Consider the following 14068-nt stretch of genomic DNA (forward strand, 5'->3'; position numbering starts at 1 on the left):
GACCTGAAGCTAGATTCTCACGCGTTACTCACCCGTCCGCCACTATCTCCGAAGAGACCGTTCGACTTGCATGTGTTAAGCATACCGCCAGCGTTCATCCTGAGCCAGGATCAAACTCTCCGTTTTGGTTTGTTTGTTTAAGCTCTTTTGACTGCTCTTTTTTAACTTCAGTCTAGTTATTTTATTGACTTGACGTGCAATATTTGCTGTTTTATTGCTTTCAAACTATAATATTTTCATGGTTCGGTGTTCCTTTAAACGCCGCTCGGTGGCGCTCGTCTTTCAGGCACTTATCTAATATAGCGAGCGTCTATAAGTTTGTCAACTCTTTTCTCCATTTATTTTCGATTTCTTTTTTCTCGTCTCTGAAAGCCTTATGGAGTAGGGATTTTAAGATATAGTATTCTTGGAAATTAAAAAGATAGTAATTAAATTGTGAGTAAATTTGGTGTTTTGCCGCCCAGGGTAGTTCTAGATCCTTTATTACGTGGCTGGTTGCTGGAGGATATTGGTCGGGGCGATCGCACTACAAATAGTCTATTATCTGAGGATGTCACGGCAGGAACGGCTAAATGGGTGGCTAAAGCACCAGGGATAATTGCTGGTTTACCGATTGCAGCTAGGGTATTTGAGCTTTTAAATGAACAAGTGCGTTTTGAGGCTGTTGTGGCTGAAGGTGTAAAGTGTCAGCCAGGACAGGTAATAGCAGAAATTCATGGTTCCCTGGATGCGCTGCTGATGGGGGAACGGGTGGCGCTGAATTTGGCTATGGGTTTGAGTGGAATTTCTACGCTCACACATATATATGTAGAGAAAATTGCGGATTTACCTGCTCAGTTGGTGGATACGCGCAAGACTACACCTGGGCTGAGACTGTTGGAAAAGTACGCGACGGCTGTAGGTGGGGCGATGAATCACCGGATGGGTTTGGATGATGCGGTGATGATTAAGGATAATCATATTGCGGCGGCTGGGGGTATTGCAGAAGCTATTACCCGGATTCGTTCTCGGATTCCTTTTCCTATGACTATTGAGGTGGAGACGGAAGGTTTGGAGCAGGTGAAAGTAGCATTAGAGTATCAAGCGGATATTATTATGCTGGATAATATGCCTGTGGATATGATGCGTCGGGCTGTGGAGTTGATTCGTCAGCAGGATGGTAGGGTGAAGATTGAGGCTTCGGGAAATATAACGTTGGAGACGATTCGCGCTGTGGCTGAGACTGGGGTTGACTATATATCTAGTAGTGCGCCGATTACTCAGTCGAAGTGGTTGGATTTGAGTATGAGGATTAAATAATTATCCAACTTTGACAAAGTAATGATTGGCAAGAAAGACCAGGTTGAATGCCGTCAATTACTTTGTAGTCTTAGTATAATTCTGAACTAAATTAGTTATGTGTAGAAATTTTAAATAAATTGAGTTTATGGTGCCTCCTTCCATTCAGCAAATAGCCGCTTCTCTGTTTTGGAAACTAGTTAGTGACACTTATGTTAAACAGCAGCTTTATCAGGCTGGAGTCGGTGTCCTTGATTTTATCCAAGTTGCAACAGGCAATGTCAATATTCATTCACCAGAAACTGCTGTGGAGATAGCAATCAATACTTGCCTGAGAAAGGATAGAGTGAGTCAGATCAAGGTAGCTGCGTTTGTAACTGCTTTGTATCTACAATACGATATTGAGAGAGCCGCACAGGTCGGAGGTAGTTTACTCAAACGTTTTGGCAAGTCATGGTTTCCACATATTAAAGATAGAGAATTACGTTTTGCATTAGAGGTTGATTTGGAATTGGAAAATTATCTATACAACCAAATTCTTGGTGGGAAAGATGGGAGTATTTAGTAATTGATATAGGAATCCGGTTTGATTGATGAAAAAATTAAGTATCGTAGGGTGCGTTACGGATTTCATCCTAACGCACCGTCATTAAGGCTTTGGTGCGTTACGCTACCGCTAACACACCCTACGTGTTTGTTCAATAATCAAATAGTAATCCTATAGTACCAAGTCACTAAATCTCACTCAGAGTTGGGAAGTTCTGCCGAGAATGGAAGACAGTCGAGGGTATTTTACTGTATCCTGACAGTCCTCCCTTGGACTAGACAACTATATTTTAAGGTTAAAATAATTGAGCCTTTGAGAATATCTCACTATTAGGCAGGCTTATAGCCTCGGACAAACAGATAATATCTATATATGAACGCTACACAAGAAAAACTAAAACTAAAACTTGAACAGGCTTTGGTGTCTGCTTTTGGCGATGAGTACGCTGGAGTAAATCCGATTTTGGTTTCTGCGAGTAATCCTAAATTTGGTGATTATCAGGCGAATGTGGCTTTGTCTCTGAGTAAAAGGTTGGGTCAGCAACCAAGGGCGATCGCCTCTGCTATTGTTGAGAAACTCGATGTATCTGATTTTTGCGAAACACCGGAGATAGCTGGGCCTGGTTTTATCAATCTTAAACTCAAAATTTCATATTTAGAAGCACAACTCAACGCTATTCAGGCAGATTCTAGGTTAGGAGTTCCCAAGACGGAAACGCCAAAACGGGAAATTGTGGATTTCTCTAGTCCGAATATTGCTAAGGAAATGCACGTGGGACATTTGCGTTCTACAATTATTGGTGATTCCATCGCCCGGATTTTGGAATTTCAGGGACATGATGTGCTGCGGTTAAATCACGTCGGTGATTGGGGTACGCAGTTTGGGATGTTAATTACCTACTTGCGGGAAGTTTACCCAGAAGCCCTAACTACTGCTAATGCTTTAAATATTGGCGATTTAGTCAGTTTCTACCGCAAAGCTAAACAGCGTTTTGATGAAGATGAGGTTTTTCAAGAGAAAGCGCGACAGGAAGTTGTGAGATTACAAGCAGGTGCTGAAGATACTCTTCATGCTTGGAAACTTTTATGCGAACAGTCACGGAAAGAGTTTCAGGTAATTTATGACTTGCTGGATGTGGAAGTAATGGAACGGGGAGAATCTTTCTATAATCCCCAACTTCCCTCAGTAGTGGAAGATTTGGCAAAATCTGGTTTACTGGTGGAGAATCAAGGCGCACAGGTGGTTTTCCTGGAAGGTTTTACTAACCGGGAAGGCGAACCTATGCCTTTGATTGTGCAGAAATCGGATGGTGGTTATAACTACGCCACTACAGATTTAGCAGCTTTGCGTTATCGGATTCAGCAAGATGAAGCTAAACGGATAATTTATGTAACTGATTCTGGACAAAGTAACCATTTTGCTCAATTTTTCCAAGTCGCACGCAAGGCGGGATGGGTTCCTGATGATGTGGAACTGGTTCACGTTCCCTTTGGTTTGGTGTTAGGGGAAGATGGGAAAAAATTTAAAACTCGTTCTGGTGATACTGTCAGGTTGCGGGATTTATTAGATGAGGCTGTGATTCGCGCCCGTGCAGATTTAGAAGGTAGATTGAAGACAGAAGAACGGGAAGAGAGTGAAGAATTTATTAGTGAAGTTGCTGAGGTAGTTGGTATCAGTGCGGTTAAATATGCTGATTTAAGCCAAAACCGTACTAGTGATTATATTTTCAGTTACGATAAGATGCTGGATTTGAAGGGTAATACTGCGCCCTATATGTTGTATGCTTATGCACGGATTCAGGGAATTAGCCGCAAGGGTGGAATTAATTTTGCTGAGTTGGGCGAAAATGTGAAGCTGCTTTTACAGCATGAGACGGAGTTGGCTTTGGCTAAGTATTTACTGCAATTGGATGGGGTGATTGGTAGTGTTGAGCAGGAATTGTTACCTCATCGTTTATGTGAATATTTGTATGAGTTGAGTAAGAAGTTTAATCAGTTTTATGACCGTAATCAGGGGGTAAGGGTGCTGGAAGCGGAGGAACCTTTACGGACTTCTCGTTTGGTTTTGTGTGATTTGACTGCTAGAACTTTGCGGTTGGGTTTGGATTTGCTGGGGATTCGGGTGTTGGAGAGGATGTAGGAGGAGAAGATTTTAACGCAAAGGGGCGCAAAGGTAACGCAGAGGTACGCGGAGGATTTTTATCTGTGTCTCAATGCTGGTGACACTTGGTTTTATGATAAGTAGTAATACTAATCTGAATGTGCGATCGCTATGACTGATAAAGAAATTAAACAGTTAATGGAGAGCAATGCGAAGACGGCTCAGGCTATGTTAGATGAAATTGCTGATGCTCGTCAGGAACGACAGGAACTCCGGGAAGGTATGGTACAACTGCAAAATGCTGTGGCGCGGTTGACTAATATACAGGAGTCGATCGCTAATTTGTTGGTTTCTTTGGATGGCGATCGCCCGACTATTTTGAAGAAACTCATGGCTATTGAGTGTAAGCTGGATCAGTTATTGCCAGAGGAATTAAACACTGAAGCTGAATCAACTATCCTCACAGAGATGAGTGAGGAAAAAGGTTAAGTTTCAATTAAAACAGTTACAGATGCGACGGCGATCAACATTTCATCATTTTTGTCGTTGAGTGAGGCGATCGCTCTCCCTTGTACTACCATTCCCCCAGATTCGACGGTTAAGGTTTTCCGCCCAAATGGTAGTACAGCTAAGACTTCCTCTTGTTTGACTTGTTCTGGATAAGGAACGGCGATCTGTACTTCTACAATCATGTCATTAGGATCGCTCAAACCTGCGACTTCCCAAACACCAGGTAAGGCGTTATGTGCGATCGCATTACGCACCGCTCTGGCTGCTGCTACGGTGGGTTCCTGTCCGTGCTGATCTATTCCCATACCCATCTCAATAATTAAGCGTTGACGCGCCACAGTTACCTCCAGAAAATATTTTACTTTTCACTGTATTGCTGAATATTTTATCTACTTTGCAGTAACCTTTGTAACCAATTGAAGATAAATAATTAATCTTAAACCAAAATATCAAGGTTAAAGGCTCTGCGCTAAAATAGATTAATTGGGGTAAGAATCTCTGCTAATAGTTTCAAGAAACGAGCAATTTTACCCATTTCACTAACAATGTCTCAAGAGCATAACGAATCTATCAATATTGATCAGATAGCCAGTTTGAAACCCAAACATTTTGCTGATTTAATTAGAGCAGCGCAATTAATTTTTGACCCTGCGGCGGGATTGACAATTAGACATCTAGAAGTAAACTGGCAAGATTTTGGCATTCCTAAAGATGTAGAGCAAAATCTCAAAGACTTGGGTTTGCATTATCAATATGCTTCTCCCCACATTCCGGGTGATGTGATTTGGAGCCAATTAACTCCTGAAACTAGAGTTTGGTTCCTGAATAATAAAGATGATTTATGGAAGTTTGAGGAGGCTTTTCCAGCACTGGATGAGGACTAGCGCCGCTACGCGGAAGTCAAAAGTTAAGAGACAGTTTAACTACTGTGGTGGCGTGATCGAGTTGAAATAGTGCATTGATTTAGATAGTACTGAGGGACTTCCAAGAAATAAATTATCCAAATAAACGAACCACAGAGACGCAGAGAACACAGAGTTATGAGAGTTTGAAAGGTTTTTTGCGTTAGGTGATTGAGTATTTTTTTATTTAGAAGTCCCTAAGTGTCAATAAATGATTTTTGTTGATGCACTAGGTGAGTCTGATCACGCCAAGAATCAGTTTAAATTTCGCAGTTTAACTCGTCAGCTTTTTGGCTAAAGCGGTGATTTTCGCGGTAGTCTACGGGACAATCAATCACAGCAGGAACATCTTGGGCGAGGGCTTCTTTCAGTACGGGAATTAAGTCAGTTGCAGATTCAACTCTGTAACCTTTTAAACCCATGCTTTCGGCTAATTTCACAAAATCAGGATTACCAAAATGGACAAAGGATGAGTTACCTTTACCAAATTGATTTTCTTGCTTCCACTCAATTAATCCATAGCCACCATCATTAAATATTAAGGTGACAAAGGGAGTACCGACACGTAAGGCTGTTTCTAATTCCTGACAGTTCATCATAAAACCGCCGTCGCCAGTCACTGCAATCACTTTGCGGTCAGGAGAAACTAATTTTGCTGCTAAAGCACCAGGAATAGCGATACCCATAGCGGCAAAACCATTAGAAATTAAGCAAGTATTGGGACTATGGCTGTGATAATGTCTGGCAATCCACATTTTATGTGCGCCAACATCAGAGATTACAATATCATCTGGTCCCATGACTTGGCGTAAGTCATAAATTAATTTTTGCGGTTTGATGGGAAAACCATCATCATGGGCATATTCTTCATAATCGGCGCGAATATTTGCCCTTAAGCTGATGGCGTAAGGATTGGGTTTACTTTGTCTATCTGCTAGTTTTAAAATTTCATTGAGGGAATCGGAAATATCTCCGATAACTTCAACATTAGGAATATAACTGCTATCAATTTCTGCCGAAGTTGCTGCTATATGAATAATGGGAATGTTACCTTCAGGATTCCATTTTTTAGGGGAAAATTCGATGAGGTCATAGCCAATGGCAATTACCAAATCTGTATGATCAAAGCCACAGGTGATAAAGTCTCTTTGCTGTAATCCCACTGACCACAAAGCTAAGGGGTGAGTATAAGGAATGACACCTTTACCCATGAATGTATTCGCCGCCGGTATATTCATTTGGGTGGCAAATTGGGTAACTGCATCACTGGCATGAGCGCGAATTGCACCATTACCTACTAGGATGATGGGGTTAACTGCTTGAGAAATGGCTGCCGCAGCTGCGCGAATACAAGCAAAGGAAGCATAGCTTTTTTCGATATTATCCTTACGCAATGGCTTACCTTCTGCCGGCATAGCTGCAATATTTTCTGGTAAGTCGATGTGGACTGCACCGGGTTTTTCGGTTTGCGATCGCTTGAAGGCTTTACGGACTACTTCTGGTGTAATACTGGGGCGGACAATTTGTTTATTCCACTTGGTAACTGGGGCAAACATCGCCACCAAATCCAAATATTGATGGGATTCGATGTGCATTCTATCGGTTCCCACTTGACCTGTAATTGCTACTAAGGGCGCACCATCTAGGTTAGCATCTGCTACTCCTGTCATTAGGTTTGTTGCCCCTGGTCCGAGAGTAGAAAGGCAAACTCCAGCTTTTCCAGTTAAGCGTCCATAGACATCTGCCATGAATGCTGCACCCTGTTCATGACGTGTAGTAATAAATTTAATGGAGGAATGTTTCAATGCTTCTAAGACGTGCAGGTTTTCTTCGCCAGGAAGACCAAAAACATATTGCACTCCTTCATTCTCAAGACATTGCACCAACAATTCAGCTGTATTCATTTTATTTCCTCAGTGGTGATAAATTAAGACTGGAGATTAGTCGCAGGGTGGAAGTCAAAGGTCAAAGGTCAAAAAATTGACTGGGAATGGTTGCTTTCTTTGCACAAAGAATGGAGAAATGAACCACGAAGGTACGAAGGACACGAAGGAAAGAGGTTTTCAGAGGGTTATTGGGTAAGTCCTGATTTAGTCCGTGCTGTACCAGAGAAAAATAAATGCCAATGACTAATGACTAATGACTAATCACTTCACCCACACGGTCTTAAGATTTACGAACTCATGTATGCCTTGAATACTCAACTCTCTACCGTATCCAGAACGCTTAATCCCACCAAAGGGTAAGCGGGGATCAGATTTAACCATGCTGTTGATGAATACAGCGCCGGCTTCGATTTCGGAGATCAGGCGATCGCATTCTTGGGGATTATTTGTCCAAGCACTTGCACCTAAGCCAAAAGGTGTAGCATTAGCTAGTTGAATAGCAGCATCAATATCCGGCACACGGAATAATAATGCTACGGGTCCAAAAAATTCTTCCTGTGCGATCGCACTATCTAAGGGAATATCTGTAATTATCGTCGGGGGGTAAAAGTTACCGGGACGATCTGCTAAAGGATTTCCCCCAGTCACGACTTTTCCACCACTTTTAACGGCTGTTTGGACTTGTTGGTGTAAATCTTGGAGAATACCAGGAGTGGCTAGTGGACCAATATCAGTATCTGGTAGCATGGGATCGCCGATTTTCAGCGCCAGAAATTTATCTAAAAGTAACTTTTCAAATTCAGGGGCGATCGCATCGGCAATAATAAACCGTTTCGCCGCAATACAAGATTGCCCATTATTCAACATCCGGGCTGTGGTAGCGGTAGCAACTGCGGTTTCTAAATCAGCACTTTCTAAAACAATAAAGGGATCACTACCTCCCAATTCTAAAACTGTTTTTTTAATTTCTTGACCGGCGGCGGCGGCGAGGGATGCACCAGCAGGTTCACTGCCAGTTAAGGTAGCAGCTTTTACCCGGTGATCAGCCATAATATCGGCAACTTGGGCAGCACCGATTAACAATGTTTGAAAAGCACCTTCAGGAAAACCAGCCCGGTGAATAATGTCTGCAATTGCTAAGGCGCACTGCGGCACATTCGAGGCGTGTTTTAGTAAACCGACATTGCCCGCCATCAGGGTAGGGGCGGCAAAACGAAAAACTTGCCAGAAAGGGAAATTCCACGGCATGACAGCCAAAATTACGCCCATTGGGTCATAGCGGATAAAACTATGGCTAGCATCTGTTTTGACGGGGACATCAGCCAAAAAACTCGGTGCGTGTTCGGCGTAATAGTTACAAACCAGAGCGCATTTTTCCACTTCTGCGATCGCAGCTTTATAGGTTTTACCCATTTCCAGGGTCATTATTTTAGCAAAATCGGCTTTTTCTTGCTGTAAAATTGTCGCAGCATTTTGTAGCCATTGCGATCGCTCAGAAAAACTCGTCTGGCGATAGTCTGTAAAAGTCTGACCAGCCAAATCTAGTTTACAGGCAATCTCTCTATCCTTGAGTGGTTCAAAGACTTTGATTGTCTCCCCAGTGGCGGGATTAATGGTGGCGATAGCCATTACCTGACCTCCCGTTTAAAAATAGGTTGAGGTAGCTTCCTAGTGTTACACAGATTAATTGCGGAAGCTATACCTAAATTTTAGACCTTTATTCAAGTTGATTTATTTACAATTGAAACCCGTAATTATTTTTATATTTAAATATACTTCTTTGTTAAGTAAATTTTGTTAAATTAGACACACTATATAAATTAACTGTGATTTCTCTGGTATAAAAGGCATAAAACCTGAAATCCCTTGATAGATATGACTCACGCAAGAAATCTCTCAAACCCGGATTCCTCTGTGTCCTCTGCGTCTCTGTGGTTGATTATTCCGTAATTTGTGCGTAAGTCCCAATAGAAAAAAGTCGATTTAATTAAATACATTAGCTCAATATCCAGCCCCTCTCCTTGACTCAGAAGAGGGAAGACTGGGAGGAACTTAAATTAGTTTGACAGCACGCAAACCAAATAACAGTCCTACAGCTACACCCATGAATAATGCCAAAAAGCCAATATAAGCGATAATCCCAAACATTGATCTTGCTCCACGATACTTCACTAAATCTATTGAATCACGGGGAATAGGGATTGGGGAATGGGTATGAGTGATTGCAAAGTTACCATCGTCCCCCCAGGCTCCCTCACATAACCACATTGCGATAGAATACAGCCCACAAGCGCTTATTTAGGGTGAGACAATGAGTTCTGTAATTAATGTCAATTTACCACAGCAGTCTTATGAGATTGCGATCGCCTCTGGCACTGTGGGAAGCACAATCGCACCTTCCAGCTTAGAGCAACTAGGTGAAAAAATGGCTAGTCTGAAACTAGGCAAAAAAGTTTTAGTTGTTTCTAATCCCAGCATTTTTAAGCATTACGGCGAAACAGTAATCAAATCTCTCACATCGGCTGGTTTTGAAGTAGCTAGCTACAACCTCCCACCAGGAGAACGCTACAAAACCCTCAACTCCATCCAAAAACTCTACGATATTGCTTTAGAAAACCGCCTAGAACGTTCCTCCACTATGGTCGCCTTGGGAGGAGGTGTCATTGGTGATATGACTGGTTTTGCAGCTGCTACCTGGTTACGAGGGATTAATGTCGTCCAAGTACCTACCAGTTTATTAGCAATGGTAGATTCCGCAATTGGTGGGAAAACAGGCGTAAATCATCCCCACGGCAAAAATTTGATTGGGGCTTTTCATCAACCACGCTTGGTCTTAATTAGCCCAGAAACCCTGAAAACGTTGCCGACGCGGGAATTTCGGGCGGGAATGGCAGAGGTGATTAAATACGGTGTAATTTGGGATTCCGAATTATTTACCGAAATGGAAGGAAGTAAACACCTAAATCAACTCCGCTATATCAAACCAGAATTTATCGAATACATCTTATCCCGTTCTTGCCAAGCTAAAGCAGATGTGGTCAGCAAGGATGAAAAAGAAGGAGGACTGCGGGCGATTCTCAACTACGGACATACCATTGGTCATGCAGTGGAAAGCTTAACAGGTTATCGTTTACTCAAACATGGTGAAGCTGTAGCTATTGGCATGGTAGCAGCTGGACAGATTGCTGTAGAACTAGGAATGTGGCAACAGCAAGATACAGACCGTCAAAATACGCTAATTCAAAAAGCCGGTTTACCAACTCAACTCCCAGAAGGTTTAGATATAGAAGCGATTATTGATGCTTTGCAACTGGATAAAAAAGTTAAAGATGGTAAAGTTAGGTTTGTTTTACCAACGCAAATCGGTGCGGTGACAGTTACCGATGCAGTACCATCTGAAATTATCAGACGAGTTTTACAAACCCTGTAAAATTTCAGTTTTCAGACATCTTCTCAAAACAAAGGACTGTGTTCTGAATCCCAACACTTACCATTCTTCCAAGTTCGGTAGGTGCGTTCGCAGTCAAATTTGTTATTAATCCAAGGAATTGATGTCGGGTAGGGGGTTGGAGGGAGAGAATAAATTGAGGACACAACAACAGTAAATATAGAGAAACTAGATATTAAAAATATAATAAACAGTCCGACTAAGAATAAAATATTTATAAGACTACGTAAAGGATATACACCTTTTGCATATCTCAGCCGCCTTGTAAAACGCTGTTTTTTACTTGATACTAGAATTATGCATATCCTAATAAGAGGAATGGGTAATACAACTGTTATATCTGCAAAATGATGATACCAATCATTATATTCACTAGCAATTTTGAGCGCTTGCAGTTGCTCATGAGTTATGATTTGTGTCACTTATGGCTACGGCTATATAATAAACTAGTTGAAAATTGCAATACTAATCCAATTTACGGAATTTGCCAGTATTTTATGATGATTTATTCATATAGAATAATTTCATTCAGAGAAAATTTCCTAAAGTCTCTGCTCCATACCAATATTACCCTGCAACCCTCCTGTGTGTAATAATAATATGCGATCGCCTTCAGGAAAAAATCCCATCTGCAATAAATCCATCACACCATAAAACATTTTCGCCGTATATACATAATCAAGAATTATGCTGTGTGCTTGCTGAAATTCCTTGCTAAACATAATTAACTCCTCATTAACCTTTGCATAACCACCGAAATGATAATCACAGATTAACTCCCACATTCCTGGTGAGTCATGGACTTTAGGTAAACCAGATATTAAATAACTACTCAGCAAATTCTCGATTTCCGGAACAAGAAATTCCCCTTTTTTCAACACAGGAAAACCAATCACTTTTTGTCGGTGACTGAGAGAAAGCGCAATTCCCGCCAGTGTTGTACCAGTACCACAAGCCAAGCAGATAGTATCAAACTCTTCAGCATCAGCTACTATTTCCGTACAACCGCGCACACCATTTAAGTTGCTACCACCTTCAGGAATAATAAACGGGTCACCGAAACGTTGTTTCAAGTCTTCCTGTAATTCTCTTGTCTGCTTTTTTCGGTAACTATCACGATTGAGGTAAACTATCTGCATACCTTGCTCTTTAGCAAAACTCAGTGTTGAGTTGAGTGGTAATCTTTCCTCTCCACGAATTACGCCAATGCTACGAAAGTTGAAGAGTTTAGCGGCGGCGGCTGTAGCAAAGATATGGTTAGAATAAGCACCACCAAAGGTAAGCAGAGTTGTATAATTTTTCTCCTGGGCTTCCCAGAGGTTGTATTTTAATTTATACCATTTGTTCCCGTTAACGAATGGGTGCATAGAATCGAGGCGCAGCACGGATAATTTTACACTAGCCCGGCGGGTAATCTCGTTTTCTATATGGTGGGTAAAAGGCGCAAGGAAGGGTGAGGACATGGGTAAAATCACGCAGAGGCGCAGAGGCGCGGAGAGTGAAGGATAAAGTTGAGATGCAAATTTAATCTAATGACGGGGAAACTGCTGTAGGATATTTGAGAAATAATTGAGACAGTCTATGGCTAAAGTATTTGACTGTATTACTGAAAAACTGCAAGATTTTATTGCTAACCAACGTATTTATTTTGTTGGTTCTGCACCTTTGAGCGCTACAGGTCATATTAACTTGTCTCCCAAGGGTTTGGAAACTTTTCGCATCCTTTCTCCTCATCAAGTAGCTTATCTGGATCTTACAGGTAGTGGTAACGAAACCTCCGCACACTTGCAAGAAAATGGGCGTATCACTTTTATGTTTTGCGCTTTCCAGGAACCCCCTTCTATTCTCCGTCTTTACGGTCAGGGATATACAGTGTTACCTAGTTCGCCAGACTGGAATGATTTGTATTCTTTATTTCCAGAAATACCGGGAACTCGGCAAATTATTGTAGCTGATATTGAACGGGTGCAAACTTCCTGTGGTTTCGGTGTCCCACTTTATGAATATCAAGGTCAGAGGGAAACTTTAGTTAACTGGGCGAAGAAAAAAGGTGAACAGGGAATTGTAGAATATCAACAGCAGAAAAATATCATTAGTATTGATGGTTTATCAACTCCACTGCATAAAAGTTGAGGATATATACAAGTTTTTCCTCAACATAAATTTATAAAAATAATGGGAATACATTAATGAGCAACTCAATTAAACTCCCTCAGAAAATTATGCTTTTGGGTTCGGGAGAACTCGGCAAAGAATTTGTGATTGCTGCTCAACGTTTGGGTAATTATGTAATTGCTGTTGACCGCTACTCCAATGCTCCAGCAATGCAAGTGGCTGACTGTTATGAAGTAATTTCTATGCTCAATGCCGATGAATTAGAAGCAATTGTCCAAAAGCATAATCCTAATTTTATTGTACCAGAAATTGAAGCCATTAGAACGGAAAAGCTACTGGAATTTGAACAAAGAGGGATAACTGTAATTCCTACTGCTGCGGCTACTAACTATACAATGAATCGGGATAGAATCAGAGAATTAGCACATCAAAAGCTAGGTGTGAGAACTGCTAAATATGCTTATGCTTCTAGTCTAGAAGAATTTATTACTATTTCTGAAGAGATTGGTTTTCCCAATGTTGTTAAACCTGTAATGTCGTCCTCTGGTAAAGGTCAATCTGTTGTAGAGAATCAACAGGAAGTTGAACAGGCTTGGAATTATGCGATCGCCAATTCTCGAGGTGATAGTCAAAAAGTCATAGTTGAGGAATTTATTAACTTTGAAATAGAGATAACTTTGCTCACCATTAAACAGTGGAATGCACCGACAATTTTCTGTTCTCCCATTGGTCATCGTCAAGAAAGAGGCGATTATCAAGAATCTTGGCAACCCGCAGGTATTACCGAAGATAAAATATTAGCAGCCCAAGCAATAGCAAAAAAAGTCACCGATGCTTTAGGTGGAGCAGGTATATTTGGTGTGGAATTTTTTATTACCCAGGATGAAGTCATTTTTTCCGAACTTTCTCCCCGACCACATGATACGGGAATGGTAACATTAATCTCGCAAAATTTGAATGAATTTGAATTACATTTACGCGCTATTTTAGGCTTACCAATTCCCCATATAGAACAGTTGGGTGCGGCTGCTAGTGCCGTAATTTTAGCTGCTAAAAAATCTGATGCAGTGGCTTTTACAGGTGTAGCTGAGGCTTTATCTGTTCCCAATGTCGATATTAAACTATTTGGCAAACCTAGCGCCCACCCTTATCGGCGTATGGGGGTAGCTTTAGCTCAGGGTAATAATATTTTGGAAGCGCGGGAGAAAGCTAAAACGGCAGCTAATCAGGTGCAAATGATTTAATTTTTTAACGCAGAGTCAATCGCCAAGGGGCGCGGAGG

13 protein-coding genes and 1 rRNA gene are annotated in these 14068 nt (G+C 41.5%); 8 read left to right on the forward strand and 6 right to left on the reverse strand.

The genetic code is table 11. The features are described from left to right. A 16S ribosomal RNA gene (locus tag VB620_RS14445) occupies window positions 1-126 on the reverse strand; the annotation flags it as partial. 309 nt (window positions 127-435) lie between these two features. Here VB620_RS14445 and nadC point away from each other — a divergent pair. The 4 genes from nadC to VB620_RS14465 all read left to right on the forward strand — a co-directional run bounded on the left by nadC (window position 436) and on the right by VB620_RS14465 (window position 4414). After that, window positions 436-1299: a carboxylating nicotinate-nucleotide diphosphorylase gene (gene nadC, locus VB620_RS14450; protein WP_323196850.1), complete on the forward strand. Its 864-nt coding sequence runs from the start codon at window positions 436-438 to the stop codon at window positions 1297-1299. A 127-nt stretch (window positions 1300-1426) separates the two neighbouring features. Then, the gene (locus VB620_RS14455) at window positions 1427-1843 is read left to right on the forward strand and encodes a hypothetical protein (protein ID WP_323196851.1); all 417 of its coding nucleotides are present in this window, start codon (window positions 1427-1429) and stop codon (window positions 1841-1843) included. A gap of 354 nt (window positions 1844-2197) precedes the next feature. After that, window positions 2198-3964: an arginine--tRNA ligase gene (gene argS / locus VB620_RS14460; RefSeq protein WP_323196852.1), complete on the forward strand. Its 1767-nt coding sequence runs from the start codon at window positions 2198-2200 to the stop codon at window positions 3962-3964. Window positions 3965-4096: 132 nt separating this feature from the next. Then, complete coding sequence (locus VB620_RS14465; RefSeq protein WP_323196853.1) at window positions 4097-4414, forward strand: hypothetical protein; 318 nt, start codon at window positions 4097-4099, stop codon at window positions 4412-4414. Here the strand turns inward: VB620_RS14465 and VB620_RS14470 are convergent. Then, entirely contained in the window at window positions 4411-4773 is a 363-nt protein-coding gene (locus tag VB620_RS14470) for a Lin0512 family protein (protein WP_323196854.1), read from the reverse strand. The two genes, VB620_RS14465 and VB620_RS14470, sit on opposite strands and share 4 nt — an antisense overlap. A gap of 207 nt (window positions 4774-4980) precedes the next feature. Here VB620_RS14470 and VB620_RS14475 point away from each other — a divergent pair, with 207 nt between their 5' ends. Next, window positions 4981-5319: a hypothetical protein gene (locus tag VB620_RS14475; RefSeq protein ID WP_323196855.1), complete on the forward strand. Its 339-nt coding sequence runs from the start codon at window positions 4981-4983 to the stop codon at window positions 5317-5319. 278 nt (window positions 5320-5597) lie between these two features. Here the strand turns inward: VB620_RS14475 and VB620_RS14480 are convergent, their stop codons facing one another. The 3 genes from VB620_RS14480 to petL all read right to left on the reverse strand — a co-directional run bounded on the left by VB620_RS14480 (window position 5598) and on the right by petL (window position 9371). Continuing rightward, window positions 5598-7241 (reverse strand): acetolactate synthase large subunit, encoded by a 1644-nt coding sequence (locus VB620_RS14480; RefSeq protein ID WP_323196856.1) that lies wholly within the window; start codon window positions 7239-7241, stop codon window positions 5598-5600. 243 nt (window positions 7242-7484) lie between these two features. Beyond that, on the reverse strand, window positions 7485-8852 hold the full coding sequence (locus tag VB620_RS14485; protein ID WP_323196857.1) for an NAD-dependent succinate-semialdehyde dehydrogenase: 1368 nt from the start codon (window positions 8850-8852) through the stop codon (window positions 7485-7487). A 423-nt stretch (window positions 8853-9275) separates the two neighbouring features. Beyond that, window positions 9276-9371 carry a cytochrome b6-f complex subunit PetL gene (petL, locus tag VB620_RS14490; RefSeq protein ID WP_323196858.1) on the reverse strand — a complete coding sequence of 32 codons (96 nt, stop codon included), beginning with the start codon at window positions 9369-9371 and terminating at the stop codon, window positions 9276-9278. 163 nt (window positions 9372-9534) lie between these two features. Here petL and aroB point away from each other — a divergent pair, with 163 nt between their 5' ends. Continuing rightward, entirely contained in the window at window positions 9535-10653 is a 1119-nt protein-coding gene (gene aroB / locus VB620_RS14495) for a 3-dehydroquinate synthase (protein ID WP_323196859.1), read from the forward strand. A gap of 560 nt (window positions 10654-11213) precedes the next feature. Here the strand turns inward: aroB and VB620_RS14500 are convergent. Continuing rightward, window positions 11214-12134 (reverse strand): 1-aminocyclopropane-1-carboxylate deaminase/D-cysteine desulfhydrase, encoded by a 921-nt coding sequence (locus tag VB620_RS14500; RefSeq protein WP_323196860.1) that lies wholly within the window; start codon window positions 12132-12134, stop codon window positions 11214-11216. A 118-nt stretch (window positions 12135-12252) separates the two neighbouring features. Between VB620_RS14500 and VB620_RS14505 the strand changes: the two genes are divergently transcribed. Beyond that, on the forward strand, window positions 12253-12804 hold the full coding sequence (locus VB620_RS14505) for a pyridoxamine 5'-phosphate oxidase family protein (RefSeq protein ID WP_323196861.1): 552 nt from the start codon (window positions 12253-12255) through the stop codon (window positions 12802-12804). A gap of 56 nt (window positions 12805-12860) precedes the next feature. Then, entirely contained in the window at window positions 12861-14030 is a 1170-nt protein-coding gene (gene purT / locus VB620_RS14510) for a formate-dependent phosphoribosylglycinamide formyltransferase (RefSeq protein ID WP_323196862.1), read from the forward strand. The last annotated feature ends 38 nt before the right edge of the window (window positions 14031-14068 follow it).

The organism is Nodularia harveyana UHCC-0300, from assembly GCF_034931085.1.
Taxonomy (GTDB): Bacteria; Cyanobacteriota; Cyanobacteriia; order Cyanobacteriales; family Nostocaceae; genus Nodularia; species Nodularia harveyana.